Annotated in this window: 18 protein-coding genes; 14 read left to right on the top strand and 4 right to left on the bottom strand. The window is 64.7% G+C overall.

The features are described from left to right. Nucleotides 1-224: 224 nt before the first annotated feature. Both AB7Z56_RS05430 and AB7Z56_RS05425 read left to right on the top strand, forming a co-directional pair. Nucleotides 225-1,454, top strand: a complete 1,230-nt coding sequence (locus AB7Z56_RS05430) for an ABC transporter substrate-binding protein (RefSeq protein WP_063980937.1) — start codon at nt 225-227, stop codon at nt 1,452-1,454. A 183-nt stretch (nt 1,455-1,637) separates the two neighbouring features. Then, the gene (locus tag AB7Z56_RS05425) at nt 1,638-2,921 is read left to right on the top strand and encodes a glycerate kinase type-2 family protein (protein ID WP_283017993.1); all 1,284 of its coding nucleotides are present in this window, start codon (nt 1,638-1,640) and stop codon (nt 2,919-2,921) included. Between the two features lie 131 nt (nt 2,922-3,052). Here the strand turns inward: AB7Z56_RS05425 and AB7Z56_RS05420 are convergent, their stop codons facing one another. Next, nucleotides 3,053-3,574: a MarR family winged helix-turn-helix transcriptional regulator gene (locus AB7Z56_RS05420; RefSeq protein WP_071916733.1), complete on the bottom strand. Its 522-nt coding sequence runs from the start codon at nt 3,572-3,574 to the stop codon at nt 3,053-3,055. 177 nt (nt 3,575-3,751) lie between these two features. On the opposite strand from AB7Z56_RS05420, the gene AB7Z56_RS05415 reads away from it, so the two are divergent. Genes AB7Z56_RS05415 through AB7Z56_RS05405 form a run of 3 tightly spaced genes read left to right on the top strand, consistent with a single transcriptional unit; the run spans nt 3,752 to nt 7,295 of the window. After that, nucleotides 3,752-4,792: a branched-chain amino acid ABC transporter permease gene (locus AB7Z56_RS05415; protein ID WP_063980936.1), complete on the top strand. Its 1,041-nt coding sequence runs from the start codon at nt 3,752-3,754 to the stop codon at nt 4,790-4,792. A 5-nt stretch (nt 4,793-4,797) separates the two neighbouring features. Next, on the top strand, nt 4,798-6,567 hold the full coding sequence (locus AB7Z56_RS05410; protein WP_063980935.1) for a branched-chain amino acid ABC transporter ATP-binding protein/permease: 1,770 nt from the start codon (nt 4,798-4,800) through the stop codon (nt 6,565-6,567). Continuing rightward, nucleotides 6,564-7,295, top strand: coding sequence for an ABC transporter ATP-binding protein (locus AB7Z56_RS05405; RefSeq protein WP_063980934.1), 732 nt, complete (start codon nt 6,564-6,566; stop codon nt 7,293-7,295). Before AB7Z56_RS05410 ends, AB7Z56_RS05405 begins: the two co-directional genes overlap by 4 nt. Before the next feature lie 192 nt (nt 7,296-7,487). Here the strand turns inward: AB7Z56_RS05405 and AB7Z56_RS05400 are convergent, their stop codons facing one another. Next, a complete protein-coding gene (locus AB7Z56_RS05400) occupies nt 7,488-8,123 on the bottom strand; it encodes a pyridoxamine 5'-phosphate oxidase family protein (protein ID WP_283017992.1) in 636 nt (211 codons plus the stop codon). Nucleotides 8,124-8,244: 121 nt separating this feature from the next. Between AB7Z56_RS05400 and AB7Z56_RS05395 the strand changes: the two genes are divergently transcribed. Further along, nucleotides 8,245-9,129 carry a LysR family transcriptional regulator gene (locus AB7Z56_RS05395; protein WP_063980932.1) on the top strand — a complete coding sequence of 295 codons (885 nt, stop codon included), beginning with the start codon at nt 8,245-8,247 and terminating at the stop codon, nt 9,127-9,129. 145 nt (nt 9,130-9,274) lie between these two features. Here AB7Z56_RS05395 and AB7Z56_RS05390 read toward each other — a convergent pair whose 3' ends face one another. Continuing rightward, nucleotides 9,275-9,694 carry a PaaI family thioesterase gene (locus AB7Z56_RS05390; RefSeq protein WP_063980931.1) on the bottom strand — a complete coding sequence of 140 codons (420 nt, stop codon included), beginning with the start codon at nt 9,692-9,694 and terminating at the stop codon, nt 9,275-9,277. A 332-nt stretch (nt 9,695-10,026) separates the two neighbouring features. Continuing rightward, nucleotides 10,027-11,196 (bottom strand): 4-hydroxybenzoate 3-monooxygenase, encoded by a 1,170-nt coding sequence (pobA, locus tag AB7Z56_RS05385; protein WP_063980930.1) that lies wholly within the window; start codon nt 11,194-11,196, stop codon nt 10,027-10,029. Between the two features lie 260 nt (nt 11,197-11,456). Here pobA and AB7Z56_RS05380 point away from each other — a divergent pair, with 260 nt between their 5' ends. The 8 genes from AB7Z56_RS05380 to AB7Z56_RS05345 all read left to right on the top strand — a co-directional run bounded on the left by AB7Z56_RS05380 (nt 11,457) and on the right by AB7Z56_RS05345 (nt 19,400). Continuing rightward, nucleotides 11,457-12,473 carry a TRAP transporter substrate-binding protein gene (locus AB7Z56_RS05380; protein ID WP_063980929.1) on the top strand — a complete coding sequence of 339 codons (1,017 nt, stop codon included), beginning with the start codon at nt 11,457-11,459 and terminating at the stop codon, nt 12,471-12,473. 228 nt (nt 12,474-12,701) lie between these two features. Further along, nucleotides 12,702-13,211 carry a TRAP transporter small permease gene (locus tag AB7Z56_RS05375; RefSeq protein WP_014498282.1) on the top strand — a complete coding sequence of 170 codons (510 nt, stop codon included), beginning with the start codon at nt 12,702-12,704 and terminating at the stop codon, nt 13,209-13,211. A 2-nt stretch (nt 13,212-13,213) separates the two neighbouring features. Next, complete coding sequence (locus AB7Z56_RS05370; protein ID WP_028151951.1) at nt 13,214-14,533, top strand: TRAP transporter large permease; 1,320 nt, start codon at nt 13,214-13,216, stop codon at nt 14,531-14,533. A 211-nt stretch (nt 14,534-14,744) separates the two neighbouring features. After that, nucleotides 14,745-15,206 (top strand): DUF3237 domain-containing protein, encoded by a 462-nt coding sequence (locus tag AB7Z56_RS05365; protein WP_063980928.1) that lies wholly within the window; start codon nt 14,745-14,747, stop codon nt 15,204-15,206. A gap of 260 nt (nt 15,207-15,466) precedes the next feature. Next, entirely contained in the window at nt 15,467-16,276 is an 810-nt protein-coding gene (locus tag AB7Z56_RS05360) for a crotonase/enoyl-CoA hydratase family protein (RefSeq protein WP_063980927.1), read from the top strand. Continuing rightward, complete coding sequence (locus AB7Z56_RS05355; RefSeq protein ID WP_283017991.1) at nt 16,273-18,156, top strand: feruloyl-CoA synthase; 1,884 nt, start codon at nt 16,273-16,275, stop codon at nt 18,154-18,156. The genes AB7Z56_RS05360 and AB7Z56_RS05355 overlap by 4 nt, the downstream gene beginning before the upstream one ends. Before the next feature lie 25 nt (nt 18,157-18,181). Beyond that, the gene (locus AB7Z56_RS05350) at nt 18,182-18,943 is read left to right on the top strand and encodes a 3-hydroxyacyl-CoA dehydrogenase (protein ID WP_038933541.1); all 762 of its coding nucleotides are present in this window, start codon (nt 18,182-18,184) and stop codon (nt 18,941-18,943) included. Nucleotides 18,944-18,968: 25 nt separating this feature from the next. Then, complete coding sequence (locus tag AB7Z56_RS05345; RefSeq protein WP_063980925.1) at nt 18,969-19,400, top strand: acyl-CoA thioesterase; 432 nt, start codon at nt 18,969-18,971, stop codon at nt 19,398-19,400. The last annotated feature ends 62 nt before the right edge of the window (nt 19,401-19,462 follow it).

The raw sequence follows: 19,462 nt of genomic DNA, 5'->3' as shown, positions 1-19,462 counted from the left end.
ATCGCCACCGGCTGTTTAATCAACTCAAGACAGCGGCGCCGTCTCGCAGTCGCACACCAGCGCGCGCCGGTCCTTGACTACTAAAGGAGCAGCCCCTGCGACACAGCCGCGGGGGCTTTCTGTTGAAGGCTCCCGGTAAATCGTATTGAATTGCCTCCGCGCCGCCAAAAATCATCAAGCCAAGAAAAGGGACGCACACACACCAAGAAAATAGGGAGATAGGAATGCCCGCTGTCACCGGCAAACTTGCGGCCGCGTCACTGGCGCTTGCGCTCATTGCGGCCTCGGCCTCCACTGCATCGGCCCAGAAGAAATACGATACCGGCGCGACCGACACCGAAATCAAGATCGGCAACATCATGCCCTACAGCGGACCGGCCTCCGCCTACGGCATCATCGGGCGGACCGAAGCCGCCTATTTCAAGAAGATCAACGACGAGGGCGGCATCAACGGCCGCAAGATCAATTACATCTCCTATGACGACGCCTACTCGCCGCCGAAGACGGTGGAGCAGGCCCGCAAGCTGGTCGAGAGCGACGAGGTGCTGTTCATCTTCAACTCGCTCGGCACGCCGCCGAACTCGGCGATCCACAAATACATGAACTCGAAGAAGGTGCCGCAGCTGTTCGTCGCGACCGGCGCCACCAAGTGGAACGATCCGCAGAACTTCCCCTGGACGATGGGCTGGCAGCCCAATTACCAGAGCGAGACGCAGATCTATGCGAAGTGGCTGCTCAAGAACAAGCCGGACGCCAAGATCGCGGTGCTTTACCAGAACGACGATTACGGCAAGGACTATCTCAAGGGCCTCAAGGACGGCTTAGGGTCCAAGGCCGCCTCGATGATCGTCATCGAAGAGAGCTACGAGACCTCCGAGCCGACCATCGACAATCACATCGTCAAGCTGAAGTCGACCGGCGCCGACGTCTTCATGAACATCACGACGCCGAAATTCGCCGCGCAAGCGATCAAGAAGAATGCCGAGATCGGCTGGAAGCCGCTGCACTTCCTCAACAACGTCTCGGCCTCCGTCGGCAGCGTGATGAAGCCGGCCGGCTTCGAGAACGGTCAGGACATCATCTCGGCCGACTATCTCAAGGACGTGTCGGATCCCGCGTGGAACAACGATCCCGGCATGAAGGAGTTTCTGGCGTTCATGACCAAATACTTCCCCGAGGGCGACAAGCTCGATAAGGGCACGATCGTCGGCTATGCCGTGGCGCAGACACTGGTCCAGGTCTTGAAGCAGTGCGGTGACAATCTCACGCGCGAGAACATCATGAAGCAGGCGGCGAACGTGAAGGACTTCCGCACCGAGGCGCTGCTGCCGGGCGTGAAGGTCAACACCTCGCCGACCGATTTCGCGCCGATCAGCCAGCTTCAACTCGAGAAGTTCAAGGGCGAGAAGTGGGAGCTGTTCGGAGACGTGATCAGCGCCGACGTCGGCGGCTAACCCCAAACGACAGAGAGCCCCCTGCGCAGCCATCGCAGGGGGCTTTTGCTTGCGCGCGGATTATGATCACGCGATTGCACAATCGAATGATGGTAAAGCCCGCTTACGCTTTGGCGCCTGATGCGGTAGGCAGGGAGCCGGCGATTTTGTCGCCATCATTTCAGTTCGCTGAAGGCCTTCGCCATGACCGACCGACGTCCCCTGCTCCGCGCGCTTTACGACGCCGCCGTTGCCGCCGCCCATCCCAGCACGATTCTGGCGCCGCATCTGCGGCCCGCACCTAAAGGGCGCGTGATCTGCCTCGCCGCCGGCAAGGGCGCGGGTGCGATGGCCGCGGCCGCCGAACGGCATTATCTCGACACGCTCAAGCTCGCGCCGGAGCGCCTCGTCGGCATCGCCACCACGCGCCACGGCTACGGCGTGCCGACGCGCCGCATCCGCGTGGTCGAGGCCGGCCATCCCGTGCCCGACGAGGCCGGCCTGAAGGGCGCCGCCGATACGCTCGCGCTCGCGAGCGAGGCCGGGCCCGACGATCTGCTGCTGGTGCTGCTCACCGGCGGCGGCTCGGCGAACTGGATCGCGCCGGTGGACGGCATCAGCTTCGCGCAGAAGCAGGCGGTCAACAAGGCGCTGCTCCGCTCGGGCGCGCCGATCGGCGAGATGAACACGGTCCGGAAACATTTGTCGCGGATCAAGGGCGGCCGGCTGGCGCGCGCCGGCAAGAATGCCGCCGAGATCGTGACGCTCGCGATCTCCGACGTGCCGCACGACGATCCGTCCGCCATCGCCTCCGGCCCCACCGTGCCCGATCCGACCACCCTGGCGGATGCGCGCGCGATCGTCGCGAAGTACAAGCTCGCCATCGACGACGCCGTCCGCCGCGCGCTCGACGACCCCGCCAACGAAAGTGCCAAGCCTGATGATGCCGCCTTTGCCCGCGCGCATTTCGAGCTGATCGCGCGGCCCAAGCAATCGCTCGACGCCGCGGTGAAGCTCGCCAAGGAAGCGGGCTACGAGACCATCGATCTCGGCGCCGATCTCGAAGGCGAGGCGCGCGAGGTCGCCGCCGATCACGCCAGGCTCGCGCTTCAGGCGCGCGCGCAAGGCAAGCGCCTCGCGATCCTCTCCGGCGGCGAACTCACCGTTACCGTGCGCGGCAATGGGCGCGGCGGCCCCAACCAGGAATATGCGCTGGCGCTCGCCGGCCTGCTGAAGGACACGCCTGACATTTCCGCCCTCGCCGGCGACACCGACGGCGCCGATGGAGGCGCCGGCCATCCCACCGATCCCGCCGGCGCGCTGATTGATGCTGCAACGTTCGCGAAGATGAAGGCGCTGGCGCTTCAGCCGCAGGCGTATCTGGACAACAACGACGCGACGACGTTCTTCGAGGCGACCGGCGATCTGCTGATGCCGGGACCGACACTGACGAACGTGAACGATATCCGGGTGATTTTGGTGGATTGAGGCGCCTGCCCAGGTCTCGCTGTCATTCCCCGCGAAGGCGGGGAATCCAGTACGCCGCGGCCTATCGGTTCGATCACAAACGTCTCGGAGTACTGGATCGCCCGGTCAAGCCGGGCGATGACAGCCGGGCCTCAAAACTCGTTCGCGATCTTCGAGAGCATCCCGATCAGGGCTTCGCGATTGGCCTGCCCGAGCAGCTCGTTCAGCCGGGACTCGTGCTTGGTGGCGACGAGCTTTTTCGCCCGGGTCAGCACGGCCTTACCCTTGTCGGTCAGCACCAGGATGTGCGAGCGGCGGTCGTTGGTGGAGCGGATCCGCGCGCAAAGGTCGCGGCTCTCCAGATTGTCGAGCATCGCCACGAAGTTCGGGCGCAGGATGCCGAGGGTCGAGGCAATCTCGGTCTGGTTACGGCCCGGATTCTTCTCGACCAGCAGCAGCACGGAGAACTGCGCGGGCGTGAGCTGGAGCGAGGCCATGCAGCGCAAAAAGTTCTCGAACACCTTGAGCTGCGCCCGCTTCAGCACGTAGCCGAGCTGTTCGGAGAGCTCGCCAAGCTGGAGGGCTTCAGGCTGGGCCTCGGCCGCGTCCTTGCGGCCCTTGGCCGCGTCGCCGGGCTTTTCAGAAGACTTTTCAGCGGTTTTGGAAACGGTCATCGCCTCGTGCTCGTGATCCCGCTAAATTCGGGGCGGGTCGTCCGCCCCACCCTTGAAGTTATATTTGATAATTGTTATGGACCATATCAAATATCGTCAGCGTTTCAATGGCTGTGAGCGGACCGTCCACCGCAATTGCGGAGCCCGGTCCCGATCTTTGAGGGGGAGCGTCCGGTCTTGAATACCACCATCATGCTGTTCCTGGTACAGGACGGCATCACCAATGGCGCGATCTACGCGCTGCTCGGCCTGGCGCTGGTGCTGGTGTTCGCCGTCACGCGCGTCATCCTCATTCCCCAGGGCGAATTCGTCACCTACGGCGCGCTGACCTATGCCTCGCTGGCCGCGGGCCAGATGCCGGGCACGGCAAAGCTCGCGTTGGCGCTGGGCATCGGCGCCTTCGTGTTCGACCTGTTCGTGGCGCGCAAGGCGCTGCACGGCCGCCTGATCGTGCGCAGCCTCGTCACCAACGTCGTGCTGCCGGCCATCGTGCTGGCGCTGACCATCTACTTCGCCGCCCAGAAGCCGCCGGTGGCGGTCTGCATCGCGCTGTCGCTGGTGATCGTGGCGATGATCGGCCTCTACCTCTACCGCATCGCGTTCCAGCCGCTGGCGCACACCTCCGTGCTGGTGCTGCTGATCGCATCGGTGGGCGTCCACCTCGCGCTGCAGGGACTGGGCCTGCTGTTCTTCGGCGCCGAAGGCCAGCGCGGGCCTGCCGTGCTGTCCGGCTCCTTCACGGCCGGCGCACTGCGCTTCACCGGCCAGAGCATCACCGTCTACGGTATCACCGTCGCCTTCATCATCGGGCTCTGGCTGTTCTTCGGGCTGACGCTCTACGGCAAGGCGCTGCGCGCGACCGCCGTGAACCGGCTCGGCGCCCGCCTTGCCGGCATCCGCACCACGCTGTCAGGGCAGATCGCCTTCCTGCTGGCCTCCGTCATCGGCGCGCTGTCGGGCATCATGATCGTGCCGATCACGACGCTCTATTACGACTCTGGGTTCCTGATCGGCCTCAAGGGCTTCGTTGCCGCGATCATCGGCGGCCTCGTCAGCTATCCGCTCACCGCCGTCGCGGCGCTGGTCGTCGGCATCGTCGAGGCGTTCTCGTCCTTCTACGCCTCCAACTACAAGGAAGTGATCGTCTTCATGCTGCTGATCCCCGTGCTGCTGCTGCGCTCGCTCGCCGCGCCCGCGGTCGAGGAAGAGAAGGACTGACGCGCATGCAGAGCCGGCTTCCCATCCTCCTCTTCGCGCTTCTCATGGCGGCGATCCCGCATCTCCCGGGCATGCCGCCGTTCTGGATCGTGCTGCTCGACAATATCGGCCTTGCCGCCCTCGTCGCGATGGGCCTCGTGCTGCTCACCGGCGTCGGCGGCCTGACCTCGTTTGGCCAGGCGGCTTTCGTCGGGTTCGGCGCCTACACCACCGCGGTGCTGTCGACGGCCTATGGCCTGTCGCCGTGGCTGACCTTGCCGCTGTCGCTGTTGGTCAGCGGATCGTTGGCGGTGCTGCTCGGGCTGGTGACCGTCCGTCTCTCCGGGCACTATCTGCCGCTCGGCACGCTCGCCTGGGGGCTGGGCCTGTTCTATCTCTTCAGCAAGCTGGAATTCCTGGGAAGAAACGACGGCATCTCGGCGATCCCGCCGCTGTCGATCGGCTCGTTCAAGATGCTCTCGCCCGGCTCGATCTATTACGCGATCTGGGTTGCCGTGATCCTCTCGGCCCTGCTCACGATGAACCTGCTGGATTCCCGCACCGGCCGCGCCATCCGCGCGCTGCGCCGCGGACACGTCGCAGCCGAAGCGTTCGGCGTGCACACGCCGCGCGCGAAGCTCCTGGTGTTCATCCACGCCGCGGTGCTCGCCGGCCTCTCCGGCTGGCTCTACGCGCATCTCCAGCGCGCGGTGAACCCGACGCCGTTCGGCGCGCAGGCCGGCATCGAATATCTCTTCATCGCGGTGGTCGGCGGCGCCGGCTATGTCTGGGGCGGCGTGCTGGGCGCGGCGATCGTCGTGGTCCTGAAGGAGGTGCTGCAAAGCTATTTGCCGCTGATCCTGCCGGGCTCCGGACAGGTCGAGACCATCGTGTTCGGCATCATGCTGGTGGCGCTGCTCCAGCTTGCGCCCGGCGGCGTCTGGCCCTGGCTGATGTCGTTCCTGCCCGAGCGCACCAGTGGCAAGAAGCCGGACACCTCGCTGAAACTGGAGCAGCGCACCCGCGCGGCCGGCCAGTCCGGCGTCCTGCTCCAGGTCGAGAAGGCGCGAAAGCAGTTCGGTGGCGTGATCGCGGTCAACAACGTCTCCTTCGACGTGCAGGCCCGCGAGATCGTCGCGTTGATCGGACCGAACGGCGCCGGCAAGAGCACGACGTTCAACCTGATCACCGGCGTGCTGTCGGCGACATCGGGCTCGATCTCGGTGCTCGGCAAGAAGGTCGACAGGGCGCCACCGCAGGAGATCGTCAAGCTCGGCATCTCCCGCACCTTCCAGCATGTGAAGCTCGTCCCTGATATGACCGTGCTGGAGAATGTCGCGATCGGCGCGCACCTGCGCGGCCATTCGGGACCGATCTCCTCGATGCTGCGGCTCGACCGCGCCGATGAGGCGAGGCTGCTCGCGGAGGCCGCCCGCCAGATCGAGCGCGTGGGCCTCGCCGAGCAGATGCATCAGCTCGCAGGCTCGCTCTCGCTCGGCCAGCAGCGCATCGTCGAGATCGCAAGGGCGCTGTGCGTCGATCCGATGCTGCTGCTGCTCGACGAGCCTGCCGCCGGCCTGCGCCACATGGAGAAGCAGCGCCTTGCCGCGCTGCTCCGCGAATTGCGCGACGGCGGCATGAGTGTGCTCTTGGTGGAGCACGACATGGGCTTCGTGATGAATCTCGCCGACCGCATCGTGGTGCTCGATTTCGGCACCAAGATCGCGGAAGGCACGCCCGCCACGATCAAGACCAATCCCGAAGTGATCAAGGCCTATCTCGGAGTGGCGGCATGAGCGCGCTGTTGTCCGTCGCCGACGCACATGTCGCCTATGGCAAGGTCGAGGCCGTGCGTTCGGTCTCGCTCGAGGTCGGCGCCAACCAGATCGTCACCATCGTCGGGGCCAATGGCGCCGGCAAGACCACGCTGCTCTCCGCCATCATGGGCATCTTGCCGCTGAAGGGCCGCGTCGCCTTCGCCGGGCAGGATCTGTCACGGCTCGACATCGAGGACCGCGTCGCGATGGGGCTCGGCCTCGTCCCCGAGCACCGCGAATTGTTCGTGACCATGAATGTCGAGGACAATCTGGAGCTGGGTGCCTTCCGCATCGAGCGAAGCAAGGCGAAAACCTCGATGGAGCGCGTCTACACGCTGTTTCCCCGGCTGAAGGAGCGGCGCAAGCAGTTGGCGGGCACCCTCTCCGGCGGCGAGCAGCAGATGCTCGCGATGGGCCGTGCGCTGATGGGCGAGCCCAAGCTCTTGATGCTGGACGAGCCGAGCCTCGGCCTCGCCCCGATCATCGTCGCCGACATCTTCCGCATCGTCACTGAGCTCCGCGCCAGCGGCGTCTCCGTACTGCTGGTCGAGCAGAACGCACAGGCCGCACTGAAGATCGCGGACCAGGCCTATGTCATGGAGCTCGGCGAGTTCGTGCTCAGCGGCAAGGCGAGCGATGTCGCGGCGAACGAGCGCGTCGCGGCAAGCTATCTCGGCTTCCAGCACGAAGGCGCGAGTGTGATCTGATTTCTTGGCTGGCTCCTCTTCCTTTTCCCTCGTTGGAGAAGGTGGCGCGCGTAAGCACGCCGGATGAGGGGTTCTCTCCACGAATGACAACGTGGGACCATCGCCTGCGGAGAGGCACCCCTCACCCGTCTCGCGGCTACGCCGCGAGCCACCCTCTCCCACAGGGGGAGAGGGTGTACCGTGCGAGCCGCACTAGCTTTCGCTTGAAGGCAGACTCGCTTTTCCCTTCAACGCCGCGACCTCCGCTTCCAGCTCCGCGATCCTCGCATCCCTCGCCGCCAGCGCTGCCGCGACATCCGGCGCATCGAACTTCTGCGGAATGTGCTGCGGGCAGTTGGTGTCCCACGCTGCGATCTTGAACAGGATCACCTGCTCAGGGCGCGCGCGGTACCCCTTGGGCATCAGCGACGTCGTCAGCGCCTCGTCGTCCTCGACGACGCGCGCCTCGCCCCAGATCTTGACGCGGCGGCGATGGGCGTAGTCCATCACGAAGATATAGGCCTTGGGATTCTCGGACAGGTTTCCCTGCGTAATGTATTGCCGGTTGCCGGCGTAGTCCGTGAAAGCCAGCGTCTGCTTGTCCAGCACCTTCAAAAACCCCTTGGGGCCGCCGCGGTGCTGGATGTAGGGCTGGCCATCGCCCGACGCGGTCGCGAAATAAAAGCTGTTGGCGTCAGCCAGGAACGCCGCAAGGTTCTCGTCGACCTCGGTGCGCCATCCGCGCTGCTCGGCATGAGCATAGCCTTCGCGTGATCCCTTTCGTGTCTGGATCGATTTCACCGCCGGCGTGAACGCCACGTCGCTGGCGTAGGTGTGAGTTGCCGTCATCGGAACATCTCCTGAAATCCCGGCGCATCCCTGCGTCTTTCGCTGTCTAAGGTGGACCTTCCGGCGGGCAAAACAATCTGGCCGCTTGACACTTCATCATTGCAATATATGCAATAATACCATGGACCGCCTCGAAGCCATGCACGTCTTCGTCACCGTCGCCGATCTGCGCGGTTTTGCGCCGGCGGCGCGAAAGCTGCGGCTGTCGCCTTCGGCGGTAACGCGGTTGATCGCAGCGCTGGAGGAGCATCTCGGCGCGCGGCTGCTGCAGCGCACCACCCGGCAGGTGAGATTGACCGATGTCGGCACGCGCTATCTGGAGCGCGCGCGGCGCATCCTCGCCGATGTCGAGGAGGCCGACGGCTCCGCGCGCGAGGAGCGCAACCGGCCGAGCGGCCGTCTGGTGGTGTCGGCGCCCCTCGGCTTCGGGCGGCTGCATGTCTCGCCGGTCATGACCGATTATCTCAAGCGCTATCCGGAGGTCACGGCCGAGCTCAGGCTCTCGGACAACCTCGTCAATCTCGTCGAGGACGCGGTCGATGCCGCGGTGCGGATCGGCCATCTCGCCGATTCTTGGCTGGTCGCACGCCAGGTCGGCGAGATGCGGCGGATCACGGTGGCGACGCCGGGCTACCTGAAGCGCCACGGCGAGCCGAAGACGCCACAGGAATTGCTCGCGCACCAGACCATCGCGTTCGGCCCCTACGCCAATTGGCACTTCGTGCAGGACGGCCGCGATATCGAGTGGACGCCGACGCCACGTTTTACCAGCAACAGCGCCGACGCCGCCCTGCAATATGCAGAAGCCGGCGGGGGCATCACGCGGGTGCTGGCCTATCAGGCCGCGGAGGGCCTGAAGCGCGGGCGGCTCAAAATCGTGCTGGCGAAATACGAGCAGCCGGCGCTGCCGATCCACATCGTCTATCCGACCTCGCGCCTGCTCTCGGCCAAGGTGCGGGCGTTCGTCGATCTCGTGGTGGAGACGGCGGAGTGGCGGTTTGGGTGAGGTCTCGTGTCCCGGACGCGCTGCAACGCGTAGCGTTGCTGCGCAGAGCCGGGACCCAGAAGGCCAGAGCAAGGGCTGCGGGTGGATGGGCCCCGGCTCTGCGGAGCGGCACTTCGCGCCGCACCGCGTCCGGGGCACGAGAGCCTTACCCTTTCTTCGGCACCACGCGGAACGTCCCGCTGGCGCGTGCGATCACGACGTCATCGGCCTTTGCGAGACTCTGCGCGAAACAGATCGTCTTGCCGGTCCTGATCACGTCGCTCTCGATCGCAAGCCACTGGCCGATCTCGGCAGAGCCGACAAAATCGACCGTGAGCGAGATCGTGACGAACGAGGTGGTCCAGTTCGTCATCTGCGCGCAGCTATAGCCCATGGCGTTGTCCGCGAGTGCGGCGATGAGGCCGCCATGGATCAGGCCGCGGCCGTTGGTGTGCGGCCTGGCGAGGCGCAGGCCGATGATCACGGCCTTGTCGGTTTTCTTCGCGTAGAGCGGCTCCCACGGCTCGGTGAGCGGACTCTTGCGGGAAAGCGGCTCGAAGCCGTCAGGGATGTCGGTGTCGGTCATAGCGTGTCTCGCGTTGCTGGTTGGCGCCATTGAACGCGATGTGGATGACAGTTTCACTGCCTACAAAGTTTTAAACGGAATTTGCGCGGGTGTTTGAAATGGGCACTCCCGTCATTGCGAGGAGCGAAGCGACGAAGCAATCCAGACTTTCTCCGCGGAAACAGTCTGGATTGCTTCGCTTCGCTCGCAATGACGATGTGGAGAAAGCACGCGATGCCGTAGGGTGGGCAAAGGCGCATAGCGCCGTGCCCACCATCTCGTAGCAAACGCAAAAGCTGGTGGGCACGCTACGCTTTGCCCACCCTACGGCATCTACGGCATCGACCACCCTCCTAAAACGGCAGCCCCACATAGTTCTCCGACAGCGACGTCATCGCGGCCTGCGACTGCGTGACGTAGTCGAGCTCGGCGAGCTGGATGCGCCCGCCGATGGTGCCGGTGTCGGGGAATTTGTGCAGCATCGAGGTCATCCACCAGGAGAAGCGCACCGCTTTCCAGACCCGCGCCAGCGCCGTGGCGGAATAGGCGTCGATGCCGGCGTTGGATTTCTCGTCGTAGAATTCGCGGAGTGCGTTCGACAGATAATGCGCATCGCTGGCAGCTAAGTTCAGCCCCTTCGCGCCGGTCGGCGGCACGATGTGGGCGGCGTCGCCGCACAGGAACATCTTGCCGAACCGCATCGGCTCGGCGACGAAGCTGCGCAGCGGCGCAATGCTCTTCTCGATCGAGGGGCCCGTGACCAGACTGTCGGCCGCCTCCTGGTCGAGCCGGCGCTTCAATTCGTCCCAGAAGCGGTCGTCCGGCCACTGGTCGACATGGTCGTCGAGCGAGCACTGCACATAGTAGCGGCTACGGTGTGTCGAGCGCATGGTGCAGAGCGCGAAGCCGCGAGCGTGATTGGAATAGATCAGCTCGTGGCTGACAGGGGGCGTCTCGGACAGAATGCCGAGCCAGCCGAACGGATAGACCCGCTCGAACTCCTCGATCGCTGTGGCCGGGACGCTGGCGCGGCTGACGCCGTGAAAGCCATCGCAGCCGGCGACGAAGTCGCAATCGATCGTGTGGGTGACCCCGTCCTTGACATAGGTGACGCGCGGCCGACTGCCGTCGAAATCATGCGGCTGCACGTCCTTGGCCTCGTAGACCGAGGTGAGACCCGCGGCCTTGCGCGCATTCATCAGGTCGAGCGTGACCTCGGTCTGGCCATAGATCATGACCGTCTTGCCGGTCGCGGCCTTCATGTCGATGCGGTGACGGCGCCCGGAAAAGGCGAGCTCGATGCCTTCATGCACCAGGCCCTCGGCATGCGCCCGCGCGCTGGCGCCAATCTGGTCGAGCAGCGCGACGGTTCCCTCCTCCAGGAGGCCCGCGCGGATGCGGCCGAGCACGTAGTCCGGGCTCTGCCGCTCCAGAATCACATTGTCGATGCCGTATTGGTGCAGCAGTTGCCCAAGCAACAATCCGGCCGGCCCGGCCCCGATGATTGCGACTTTTGTCCGCAATACTTGCTCCTCCCGATCCTGTAGGTTTTCGCCGCGGCTCGCTTGTCGCGTCGGTCCGCGCAAGATAATTATATCATATAATCGTTGGGCAAAAGGGGAGTGCGCCCGGGCAGCGACAAATCCATGCAACATGGCTGACGTAGATGACGCGGCGGCGCGCCGCGCCAGTTCCGGCTTGAACGCGCCGGCAAATTAGATAACATGTTAATTAATGAGACCGGGCCATCGAAGCCCGCCGTCGAAACAGGGAGAGACGACCGATGAGGAAAGCCTGTCTGGCGTTGCTGCTGGCAGCAAGCGTGAGCCCCGCGTTCGCGCAGGACAAGACCTTCGATTTGAAGATCTCGCACTGGGTGCCGGCCTCGCATCCGCTGCAGAAGTCCCTGGAAGACTGGGTGGCCGCGGTGAATAAGGATTCCGGCGGCACCATCACGGGCAAGGTGTTTCCCGCCCAGCAGCTCGGCAAGGCGTTTGACCATTACGACATGGCACGCGACGGCATCGCCGACGTCACCTACGTCAATCCCGGCTATCAGCCCGGCCGCTTCCCGATCGTCGGCGCCGGCGAATTGCCGTTCCTGATCTCGGACGCCAAGGGCGGCTCGATGGGGCTGGACGCCTGGTACCGCAAATATGCCGAGAAGGAGATGAAGGACGTCAAATACTGCCTCGCCTTCGTCCACTCGCCTTCGTCGTTCCATTCCAAGACGAAGAAGATCGTGGTGCCGGAGGACGTGAAGGGCCTGAAGATCCGCCCCGCGCACGCCACCATGGCGAATTTCGTCACCTCGCTCGGCGGCACCAATGTGCAGTCCTCCGCGCCCGAAGTGCGCGACATCATCGAGCGCGGCGTCGCCGACGGCGTCACCTTCCCCTGGGGCTCCCTCGTGCTGTTCGGCATCGACAAGGTGACCAAGTACGACATGGAGGCGCCGCTCTACACCACGACCTTCGTGTTCGTGATCAACAAGGACAAGTACAACGCGATGTCCGACAAGCAGAAGGCCGCGATCGACAAGAACTGCTCGACCGAGATGGCCGGCGTGGTCGGCGAGCACTGGGGCAAGTTCGAGGACGCCGGCGTCGACAAGGTGAAGGCGGAAGCCGGCCACGAGGTCTACAAGCTGACGCCGGAGCAGACCGCCGCCTGGAAGAAGGCCGCCGATCCCTTGGTCAAGACCTGGGGCGAAGGCGCCAAGAAGGCCGGCGCCGATCCCGACGCGGCGCTTAGCGAGCTGAAGGCGTCGCTGAAGAAGTACAACGCGCTGGCGGAGTAGCGCCAAGCTGCGGCCGCGGCCGGCTCTCTTCTTCCCCTCTCCCCGTTCTTACGGGGAGAGGGTTGGGGGGCTGCCTCCGCAGAGACGGTGACAGCTCGATTCGCGGAGAGTCCCCCTCACCCGAATTCGAGCGGCGCTCGAATTCGACCTCTCCCCGCAAGCGGGGCGAGGTGAAGTGCGCGGCGAGACCGAGATCAAACAATGACAGCACACGACGTGACACCTCCCATGAAGCGCTCCTGGATGGACCGCATCATCGACACGATCGAATGGATCGCGGCCGGCTTCGTCGGCATCGTCGCGCTCGACATCTTCCTGTCGGTGCTGCTGCGCAACACGCTGAACTACTCGATCCCCGACTCGTTCGATATCGGCCGCATGCTGCTCGGCATTCTCATTTTCTGGGGCATCGCGGCGACGTCCTATCGCGGCACCCACATCACGGTCGACCTCGTCTGGGGCAATGTCGGGCCGCGCTATCAGCGCTGGATCGACGTGTTCGCGACCCTGGTGCTGCTGTTCGTCGTCACCGTGCAGACCTGGACGCTGTTCGACAAGGTGCGCGGCACCTACAACGACAACGTCCAGACCTTCGACATGCACATGCCGACCTGGCCGTTCTTCGCGGTCGCGTGGATCGGTGATGCCGCGGCCGTGCTGCTGATCGCGATCCGCACCTACCGCCTGATCTTCCATCCCGAAGATATGCACGATCCCAAATTGAAGGCGACGGAGTAATCATGAGCACCGATGCCGTCGCCTTAATCGGCTTCGTTTCCCTGTTTGTCCTGATGCTGCTGCGCGTGCCCGTCGGCATGGCGATGGGCCTCGTCGGCGTGTCCGGCTTCGCCTATCTCGTCAACGGGACGGCGGCGCTGAAGCTGGTCGGCCAGACCTCGATGCGCACGGTCACCGACTACACCTTCGGCGTCATCCCCATGTTCCTGCTGATGGGCTCCTTCGTCAGCAATTCCGGCATGAGCCGCGAGCTGTTCCGCGCCGCCAACGGTTTCGTCGGGCATCTGCGCGGCGGGCTCGGCATTGCCACCGTCGGCGCCTGCGGCGGCTTTGCCGCGATCTGCGGCTCCTCCGTCGCGACCGCCGCGACCTTCTCCGCCGTCGCCTACCCCGAGATGCGCCGCTTCGGCTATCCGCAGTCGTTCGCCACTGGCGTGATCGCCGCCGGCGGCACGCTCGGCGCGATGCTGCCGCCGTCCACCGTGCTCGCGGTCTACGGCATCATCACCGAGCAGGACATCGGAAAGCTCTTCATCGCCGGCATCATTCCGGGCCTCCTGGCGATGACCATGTACATGATCACGATCTTCCTGATCGGTCATTTCCGCCCGGACTTCCTGCCCAAGGGCAAGGTGCTGCCGTGGCGCGAGCGCTTTGCGGGCCTGAAGGACATCTGGGCGCCGGTCTTGCTGTTCGTCTTCGTGATCGGCGGCCTCTACGGCCTGCCCTTCCTGCCGCGCTTCACGCCGACGGAAGCCGGCGGCGTCGGCGCCGCGGGCGCCTTCATCATCGGCGTTGTCACCGGACGGCTCGATCGCGAGAAGATCTTGGCCTCGCTGCTGCAGGCGACGCGCACCGCGGCCGCGGTGTTCACCGTGCTGATCGGCGCGCTGATCTTCGGCTACTTCCTCACGGTGACGCAGACGCCGCAGAAGGTCACCGAATTCCTCACCGGTCTCGGCCTCGGCCCCTACGGCGTGCTGGCGCTGATCATGGTGATGTATCTCGTGCTCGGCTGCCTGATGGACGCCATGGCGATGATCATCCTCACCGTGCCGATCATTTTCCCCGTCATCACGCATCTCGGGTTTGATCCGATCTGGTTCGGCGTCATCATCGTGATGACCGTCGAGCTCGGCCTGATCCACCCGCCGGTCGGGATGAACGTCTTTGTCATCAAGAGCGTGGTGAAGGACGTCTCCTTCTCCACCATCTTCAAGGGCGTGATCCCGTTCGTGGCGACGGATCTGGTGCGGCTGGTGATTTTGATCGCGTTCCCGCTGCTGGCGACCTGGCTGCCGACACGGATGATGGCGCACTAGTGAACGCCTACGGCGCGACGCGCTGTTGTCCCCTCTCCCCTTGTGGGAGAGGGTGGCTCGCCGCGATAGCGGCGAGACGGGTGAGGGGTATCTCTCCGCCCGCACACCTGCGTTTGCGGAGACAACCCCTCATCCGGCGCTTCGCGCCACCTTCTCCCACAAGGGGAGAAGGAAGAGCACTGCGCTTGGCGCAATAGATCGGAGAGAAGCGATGACCACACCGGCGCTCGAGACCAAATACGTCTTCACCGTCACCGCAAAAATCGGCGACGTCATCACGGCCGGCGAGACCGGCATCGGCGTTCGCCGCATCATCCCGATTATCGGCGGCGAGGTGACGGGCGCGATCACCGGGAAGGTGCTGCCGTTCGGCGCCGACTTCCAGACCATCCGGCCCAACGAGCTGATCGATCTCGAAGCGAAATACGCCTTCGAGACGGATGACGGCGCTATCGTCTATGTCGAGAACAAGGGCATGCGCTTCGGCCCGGTCGAGCTGCTGCAAAAGCTCAAGCGCGGTGAGCCGGTCGATCCGAAACTGATCTATTTCCGCACGGTCCCGAAGTTCGAGACGGGGCACGAAAAATATCGCTGGCTGATGGAGCACATTTTTGTCGGCTCAGCCGCACGCCATGCGGACCGCGTGGTGATCGACGTGCATCAGGTGGTGTGACCACACGCTCCGCCGTCGTCCCTGCGAACGCAGGGACCCATACCGCGTGATCTATCAATTGCGACCGGCAGGAGTACCGAACGGCGAGTCTTCGCCAAACAACTCCCTGGGGTTATGGGTCCCTGCCTGCGCAGGGACGACACCGGGTTTGGCGTAGGGATCTTACCCACCTGACTTGCTACATCCTCAGGGACCGCACCGTCCCTCCTTGACTCCCCCAGAATTCGTTATACAACATAACTATTCTGACAAGGACGCAAATGACACAGGGAAACGCCGAGACCGCTGACGCGGGCGCCTCCGGGCTTTTGAGGATCGAGCGGGCGGACCGGGTTCTGACCGTGGGCCTGAACCGGCCGGCCAAGCGCAATGCGCTCAATGACGGCATTATCCTCGAAATCGGCGAGTGCTTTGCCTCCCTGCCCGAGGATATCGGCGCGGTCGTCATCCACGGCATCGGCGATCATTTCTCCTCCGGCCTCGACCTCTCCGAGCTTCAGGACCACGACGCGACCGGCGGCCTCCTCCATTCCCAGATGTGGCACCGGGTGTTCGACCGCATCCAGTACAGCCGCGTGCCCGTGATCGCTGCGCTCCGGGGCGCGGTGATCGGCGGCGGGCTGGAGCTGGCCTGCGCCGCCCATATCCGCGTCGCCGAGCCCTCGACCTATTTCGCCCTGCCGGAAGGGCAGCGCGGCATCTTCGTCGGCGGCGGCGGCTCGGTGCGGCTGCCGCGGCTGATCGGCGTTGCCAGGATGATGGACATGATGCTGACCGGCCGCGTCTATAGCGCGACCGAAGGCGCCTCCTACGGCTTTACGCAATATGTGACGGAGGCCGGCAACGGGCTCGGCAAGGCGCTGGAGCTTGCGACCAAGGTCGCCTCCAACGCGCCGCTGACGAACTTCGCCGTACTCCAGGCGCTGCCGATGATCGCGGAGGCCAATCCGCAGGCCGGCCTGTTGATGGAATCGCTGATGGCAACAGTTGCGCAGAGCGACAAAGAGGCAAAACGCAGGATCCGCGAATTCCTCGAACACAAGACCGCAAAGGTGAAGCCGAAGTCATGAGCGGACAGCCGTCCTCTTCCAGCATGGAGCGCGGCGCGAGCACTTCCCCGCTGCGGCCCATTTCGTTCGGCGATCCCGTCGTCAACATCGAGCGGCGCGACGACGGCACGATTTACCTGCGGCCCAAACAGCCGCTCGGCGACTATCCGGTCCGCCTCACCGACCGCCTGCATCACTGGGCGACGACGACGCCGGACCGCGTCTTCATGGCCGAGCGCGAAGGCGGTCGCGGCTGGCGCAAGATCACTTACGCCGAGCTGCTCGCCGCAAGCCGGCACATTGCGTCCGGCCTGATTGCGCGCGGCCTGTCGGCGGAGCGGCCGGTCGTCATCCTCTCAGGCAATTCGATCGACCACGCGCTGCTGGCGTTCGGCGCGTTCTATGCCGGAATTCCGTTCTGCCCGGTGTCGCCGGCCTATTCGCTGGTGTCGAAGGATTACGGCAAGCTCTCTTACCTGATGAAGCTGCTGACGCCCGGCCTCGTCTTCGCCGAGGACGCCGGCAAGTTCGCGGACGCGCTCACCGCCAATGTCTCGCTCGGCACCGAGATCGCCGCGTCCTGGGGCAGCGTGCCGGGCCGCGACGTCACCCTGCTCGCCGACCTCATGGCGACGCCGCTCCACGGCGATCTCGACGCGATACACGACAAAATCGGCCCCGACACGATCGCGAAGTTTTTGCTGACGTCGGGCTCGACCGGCAACCCCAAGGCCGTCATCAACACCCAGCGCATGATCTGCGCCAACCAGGTGATGCTGCGCGAGACTCTCGCCTTCCTCAAGGACGAGCCCCCGGTCATCATCGACTGGCTGCCCTGGAATCACACCTTTGGCGGCAACCACAATATCGGGCTGACGCTCTACAATGGCGGCTCGATGTATCTCGACGCCGGCAAGCCGGTGCCGGGCGGCATCGAGGAGACCGTGCGCAATCTCCAGGAGATTTCGCCGACGGTCTATTTCAACGTCCCCAAGGGCTATGAATCGCTGCTGCCGTATTTGCGCGACGACCAGGGCCTGCGCGCAAAGTTCTTCGACCGGCTGCACGCGATGTTCTTCTCGGGCGCCGCGCTGTCGCCATTCGTCTGGAACAGCCTCGACGAGCTCGCGGTGAAGGAGAAGGGCTACCGCGTGCCGATGCTGACGGGCCTTGGCGCCACCGAGACCGCGCCGTTCTTCATGTCGGTCAATCCGCGCACCAGCCGCTCCGGCCATGTCGGGTTGCCCGTATCGGGCAATGACGCCAAGCTGGTGCCGAACAACGGCAAGATGGAAGTGCGCGCCAAGGGGCCGAACGTAATGCCCGGCTATTGGCGCCAGCCCGACATCACCGCAAAATCCTTCGACGAGGAAGGATTTTACAAGATGGGCGACGCGCTCAAGCCCGTCGACCCCGATGATCTCAACGCCGGCTTCGATTTCGACGGCCGTGTCAGCGAAGACTTCAAGCTCGGCAGCGGAACCTGGGTCAGCGTCGGCCCGCTGCGCGCGCGCTTCGTCGCGGCCTGCGCGCCGCTGGTGCGCGACGTCGTCATCGCCGGCATCAACCGCGACGAAATCTCCGCGCTGGTGCTGCTCGATCTCGACGGCTGCCGGCTGATCAACCCGACGCTGCCGGCCGACGATCTCACCGTCACGGCCCGGGACCGGCTGGTGCGTGAAGCCTTCCGCGAGCGCCTGACACGCTTTCTGGCTTCGGCCACCGGTTCCTCGACGCGGATCACGCGCGCGATCCTGCTGGACACGCCGCTGTCGATCGACAAGGGCGAGGTCACCGACAAGGGCTCGATCAACCAGCGCGCGGTGCTCGAGCATCGCGACGCGCTGATCGAGGAGCTCTACGCTGCCAATCCATCGGACCGTGTGATATCGGTCGGCTAAGAAACCATCGCTACAGGAGAACGCCATGTTGTTGAAGGATCAGGCAGTCATCGTTACCGGCGGTGCATCGGGACTGGGCGCTGCGACCGCGCGAAAGCTGGCGGCGCAGGGCGCCAAGGTCGCGGTGTTCGACCTCAATGCCAAGCTTGCGGAGACCGTCGCCGCCGAGCTCAAGGGCGTCGCCGTGACCTGCGACGTCTCCGATGCCGCCTCGGCCGAGGCTGCGATCACGCAGGCGACCAAGGCGCATGGACCCGCGCGCGTGCTGGTCAATTGCGCCGGCATCGGCGTCGCCAAGCGCGTGGTCGGCCGCGACGGGCCGATGGCCCTTGCCGATTTCGACAAGGTGATCAAGGTCAACCTCATCGGCACCTTCAACATGCTGCGCCTCGCCGCGACCGAGATGTCCAAGCTCGAGCCGCAGGCGACCGGCGAGCGCGGCGTCATCATCAATACGGCGTCCGTTGCCGCCTATGACGGCCAGATCGGCCAGTCGGCCTATTCCGCCTCCAAGGGCGGCATCGTCGGCATGACGCTGCCGATCGCGCGCGAGCTCGCGCAGTTCGGCGTCCGCGTGCTGACCATCGCGCCCGGCCTGTTCCTGACGCCGCTGCTCGCCAACCTGCCGCAGGAAGCCCAGGACTCGCTCGCCGCCGCGATCCCGTTCCCGCGCCGGCTCGGCCACGCCGACGAGTTCGCCGCGCTCGCGCTGCACATGGTCGAGAACTCGTACCTGAACGGCGAAGTGGTGCGCCTCGACGGCTCGCTGCGCATGGCGCCGAAGTAAGGCGCAACGAAAGCAGGGTCATCGCATGTTCGTGAACCGGCGCGACGTCCAGATCCAGTGGGGCGACTGCGACCCCGCCAACATCGTCTATTACCCGCGCTATTTCGCGATGTTCGACGATTCGACCTCGACCCTGTTCGAGGTCGCCGGCTTCTCCAAGCAGGACCTGGTCCGCAAATACGGCCTAGTGGGTATCCCCATGGTCGATACGCGGGCCAAGTTCTACATCCCCTCGACCTATGGCGACTGGATCACCATCGAAACGAGGATCGAGAGCATCAAGCGCTCGAGCTTCGAGGTGAAGCACAGCGTCTACAAGGGCGAGGCGCTCGCGCTCGAGGGTTTTGAGACCCGCGTCCTGGTCGGCCGCGATCCCGTTAACCCCGACAAGCTGAAATCGGCACCGTTTCCAGCGGAAATGGTAGCCAAATTCACGGGGAGCTGGGTCTGGAGCTAAATCGCCGCATCACCAAAAGAGGGGGCTGAATTACCCCCCGATTTCTGCTTTCAAAGAAACAC

The sequence above is a fragment of the Bradyrhizobium sp. 482_C4_N1_8 genome (assembly GCF_052075965.1).
Classification (GTDB): Bacteria; Pseudomonadota; Alphaproteobacteria; order Rhizobiales; family Xanthobacteraceae; genus Bradyrhizobium; species Bradyrhizobium barranii.
This window is presented reverse-complemented; position numbering and strand designations above follow the sequence as displayed.

What these genes read in the sequence shown, in the direction of transcription:
- AB7Z56_RS05355 (WP_283017991.1), top strand. Translation starts at nt 16,273, where the DNA reads ATGAGCGGACAGCCGTCCTCTTCCAGCATGGAGCGCGGCGCGAGCACT.
- AB7Z56_RS05405 (WP_063980934.1), top strand. Translation starts at nt 6,564, where the DNA reads ATGAGCGCGCTGTTGTCCGTCGCCGACGCACATGTCGCCTATGGCAAG.
- AB7Z56_RS05425 (WP_283017993.1), top strand. Translation starts at nt 1,638, where the DNA reads ATGACCGACCGACGTCCCCTGCTCCGCGCGCTTTACGACGCCGCCGTT.
- AB7Z56_RS05400 (WP_283017992.1), bottom strand. Translation starts at nt 8,123, where the DNA reads ATGACGGCAACTCACACCTACGCCAGCGACGTGGCGTTCACGCCGGCG.
- AB7Z56_RS05365 (WP_063980928.1), top strand. Translation starts at nt 14,745, where the DNA reads ATGACCACACCGGCGCTCGAGACCAAATACGTCTTCACCGTCACCGCA.
- AB7Z56_RS05360 (WP_063980927.1), top strand. Translation starts at nt 15,467, where the DNA reads ATGACACAGGGAAACGCCGAGACCGCTGACGCGGGCGCCTCCGGGCTT.
- AB7Z56_RS05390 (WP_063980931.1), bottom strand. Translation starts at nt 9,694, where the DNA reads ATGACCGACACCGACATCCCTGACGGCTTCGAGCCGCTTTCCCGCAAG.
- AB7Z56_RS05430 (WP_063980937.1), top strand. Translation starts at nt 225, where the DNA reads ATGCCCGCTGTCACCGGCAAACTTGCGGCCGCGTCACTGGCGCTTGCG.
- AB7Z56_RS05420 (WP_071916733.1), bottom strand. Translation starts at nt 3,574, where the DNA reads ATGACCGTTTCCAAAACCGCTGAAAAGTCTTCTGAAAAGCCCGGCGAC.
- AB7Z56_RS05370 (WP_028151951.1), top strand. Translation starts at nt 13,214, where the DNA reads ATGAGCACCGATGCCGTCGCCTTAATCGGCTTCGTTTCCCTGTTTGTC.
- AB7Z56_RS05350 (WP_038933541.1), top strand. Translation starts at nt 18,182, where the DNA reads ATGTTGTTGAAGGATCAGGCAGTCATCGTTACCGGCGGTGCATCGGGA.
- AB7Z56_RS05380 (WP_063980929.1), top strand. Translation starts at nt 11,457, where the DNA reads ATGAGGAAAGCCTGTCTGGCGTTGCTGCTGGCAGCAAGCGTGAGCCCC.
- AB7Z56_RS05410 (WP_063980935.1), top strand. Translation starts at nt 4,798, where the DNA reads ATGCAGAGCCGGCTTCCCATCCTCCTCTTCGCGCTTCTCATGGCGGCG.
- AB7Z56_RS05395 (WP_063980932.1), top strand. Translation starts at nt 8,245, where the DNA reads ATGGACCGCCTCGAAGCCATGCACGTCTTCGTCACCGTCGCCGATCTG.
- AB7Z56_RS05345 (WP_063980925.1), top strand. Translation starts at nt 18,969, where the DNA reads ATGTTCGTGAACCGGCGCGACGTCCAGATCCAGTGGGGCGACTGCGAC.
- AB7Z56_RS05375 (WP_014498282.1), top strand. Translation starts at nt 12,702, where the DNA reads ATGAAGCGCTCCTGGATGGACCGCATCATCGACACGATCGAATGGATC.